At 71.8% G+C, this 2,824-nt stretch carries 4 protein-coding genes; all 4 read left to right on the top strand.

Going from position 1 to position 2,824, the window contains the following annotated elements:
• The coding region (locus tag CCN51_RS41735; protein ID WP_245881787.1) for a phage tail sheath family protein at window positions 1–581 on the top strand (581 nt) is incomplete at its 5' end.
• 20 nt (window positions 582–601) lie between these two features.
• Entirely contained in the window at window positions 602–1,057 is a 456-nt protein-coding gene (locus CCN51_RS41730; RefSeq protein ID WP_014173103.1) for a phage tail protein, read from the top strand.
• A 1-nt stretch (window position 1,058) separates the two neighbouring features.
• Entirely contained in the window at window positions 1,059–2,552 is a 1,494-nt protein-coding gene (locus tag CCN51_RS41725) for a phage tail sheath family protein (RefSeq protein ID WP_014173102.1), read from the top strand.
• Window positions 2,549–2,824, top strand: a 276-nt coding sequence (locus tag CCN51_RS41720) for a phage tail protein (RefSeq protein WP_143676061.1), incomplete at its 3' end; no start/stop codon positions are given. The genes CCN51_RS41725 and CCN51_RS41720, both read left to right, overlap by 4 nt.

Raw genomic sequence — 2,824 nt, 5'->3', positions numbered from 1 at the left:
GCGACCCGGCGACGGGCCGCGATGTCGAGGTGCCGCCCTCGGGCCACATGGCCGGGATCTACGCGCGCGTGGACGTGGAGCGGGGGGTGCACAAGGCGCCCGCCAACGCCGTCATCCGGGGCATCCGGCTCACCGACGGCATCGCCCAGGACATCACCAAGCGTCATCAGGACCTGCTCAACCCCAAGGGCATCAACGCGCTGCGGTTCTTCCCCGGGATGGGCCACCGGGTCTGGGGCGCCCGCACGCTCTCCTCGGACAGCTCATGGAAGTACATCAATGTCCGGCGGCTGTTCCTCTACCTGGAGGAGTCGNNGGTGTTCGAGCCGAACGACGAGGCGCTGTGGGCCCTGGTCCGCCAGACCGTCACCAACTTCCTCACCACGGTCTGGCGCAGCGGCGCGCTCGCCGGCACCACCCCCGACGAGGCGTTCTTCGTCGCCTGCGACCGCACCACGATGACCGAGGACGACCTGGCCAACGGCCGGCTCATCTGCGTCATCGGTGTCGCGCCGGTCTTCCCGGCGGAGTTCGTGATCTTCCGGATCCAGCAGAAGACCCGCGAGACCCAACTCGCCTGAGCGCCCGAGGAGAGGCCACCATGCCGCCCGTTACCAGGGACGATCCATACGCGTCCTATAACTTCCAGATCATCGTGACCAACGTCAGCGACGACGGGGTCGCGGTGAGCGGGTCCTTCACCGAGGTGAGCGGGCTGGAGCTGGAGGTTCCGCCGATCGAGTACCGCACCGGGAGCGAGGACATCACCGTCCGCAAGATCCCGGGGCTGAAGAAGTTCACCAACCTCACCTTCAAACGCGGCATCACCGGCCACGTCGGTTTCTGGAACTGGGTGGTCGAAGCGCTCAACGGCAAGGTGCGGCGCACCTCCGGCTCGATCGTGCTGCTGGACGAGAACCGCCAGGAAACGATGCGCTGGAACTTCGACCGCGGCTGGCCGACCAAGTACACCGGCCCGACGCTCAGCGCCACCAAGAACGAGATCGCCATGGAGACCCTTGTCCTGGCGGTCGAGAAGCTGGAGATCGACGTCTGACATGGTCGGCGAAGCGCTCCCCGGGGTATCCCTGACGTACCGGCCACGCGGTTCGGACACCGAGCCGCTGCGCACGGATGTGGCGGCGTTCCTGGGCCGGCTCCGCCGGGGCCCGGTCGCCACTCCGGTGCGCGTGGAGAGCTGGAACGATGTCGTGGGCGCCTTCGGCCCGCCGGACGGCGCCTTCGCCACCCCGTACGCGCTGCGCGGCTTCTTCGAGAACGGCGGCCGCACCGCCTGGGTGCTCCGGGTGTCCGGGCCGGCCACCACGGCCCGGACCCGGTGGCCGGCCGGTCCGCTCGGCGGCCTGGCCGCCACGGACTTCCAGGTGGTCGCCACCAGCCCCGGAGCCTGGGCCAACGGCGGGCGCGTCGCGATCCGTTACCAGGCCAGCACGGTCGCCGGGCCGGCCGGCGTGGGCGTACGGATCACGATGCCCGGCGAGGCGCCCGAGACCTTCGCCGGACTGCCGCTCGCCGATGTGGCCGACCGGCTGACCGCATCCCGCTATATCCGGCTGATCCCGGACGGGCCGCCACCGCCACCGGGGCGGCCCGGCCCGATCTCGATGTCCTGGGACCTGACGCTCACGGGCGGCGCCGAATCGCCGCCCACCCGCGGCGAGTACGCGGACGCCGTGACGCTCCAGGCCGAACTGCCGGAACCGGCGCTGGTGGCGCTGCCCGACCTGGGCGCGGACCTGTCCGGCAGCGCGCACACCGAGCTGGTGCTGGAACTGCTGCGGAGCGTGGCACCCTTGCACGACCGCCTCGCCGTCCTGGACGTACCGCCCCGGCTGTCCTCCGTGGACGAGGCGGTCGACTGGGCGGGCTCGCTCGCGGCCGGCGGCGACAGCGCGCTGCTCGGCTGCGCCGCCGTCTACCACCCGCCGCTGCGCACCCCCGACGGACAGGCCCTGCGGACCGTCCCGGCGTCCGGGCACGTCCTGGGCGTCATCGCCCGCCTCGACGCCGAGCGCGGGGCGCACCACACGCCCGCGGGCGCCGTGATCCTGGAGGCGGTCGACCTCGCGGCCGAGTACCCCGAGCCGCAGCAGGTCCGGCTCTTCGACGCGGGGCTCGACCTGATCCGCTGCACCCGCGGGCGGGGGCTGATGGTGTGGGGCGGACGCACCCTGTCCGCCGACCCGGGCACCCGCTACATCGCGCACCGCCGACTGGTGCATCTGCTGGTGCGCGCCATCCGGCGGGTGGCGAGCCCGCTGGTGTTCGACGTCAACTCGCCCGAGCTGAGGCTGACGTTGGTACGGGCGCTGACCTCCGTACTCCTGTCGGCCTTCCGGGCCGGGGCGCTCGCCGGCGACCGGCCCGAGCAGGCGTTCCGCGTGGTGTGCGACGACACGAACAACCCGCCCGAACAGGACCCGGGGCAGCTGGTCTGCGAGATCGAGGTCGCCCCGGCCGTCCCGATGGAGTTCATCCGGCTGCGTCTCGTACTCGGCCAGGACCGAGGTCTGGAGGTGATCGAGGCATGACCCTGGATCCACTGCCCAAATACCGCTTCCTGGTCACCCTCGACCCCGGCGACGCGTATCTGCCGCCCGCGCAGGCGCTGCTGCTGCCACTGGCCGCCTCCGGCGCGTTCCAGGAGGTCACCGGGCTCGGCGCGCAGCTGGAGGTGGTGAGCTACCCGGAGGGCGGCCGTAACGACTCGGTCCACCAACTGCCGCTGCGCCACTCGTGGAACCGGATCACGCTCAAGCGCGGGGTGGTGCGCGACCCGGGGCTGTGGGCCTGGTACCAGGCC

The organism is Streptomyces milbemycinicus (genome assembly GCF_002154605.1).
In the GTDB taxonomy this organism is placed as follows: domain Bacteria; phylum Actinomycetota; class Actinomycetes; order Streptomycetales; family Streptomycetaceae; genus Streptomyces; species Streptomyces milbemycinicus.
The sequence above is the reverse complement of the archived record's forward strand: the minus strand, read 5'-3'. Positions and strand labels throughout refer to the sequence as shown.

What these genes read in the sequence shown, in the direction of transcription:
- CCN51_RS41725 (WP_014173102.1), top strand. Translation starts at nt 1,059, where the DNA reads ATGGTCGGCGAAGCGCTCCCCGGGGTATCCCTGACGTACCGGCCACGC.
- CCN51_RS41730 (WP_014173103.1), top strand. Translation starts at nt 602, where the DNA reads ATGCCGCCCGTTACCAGGGACGATCCATACGCGTCCTATAACTTCCAG.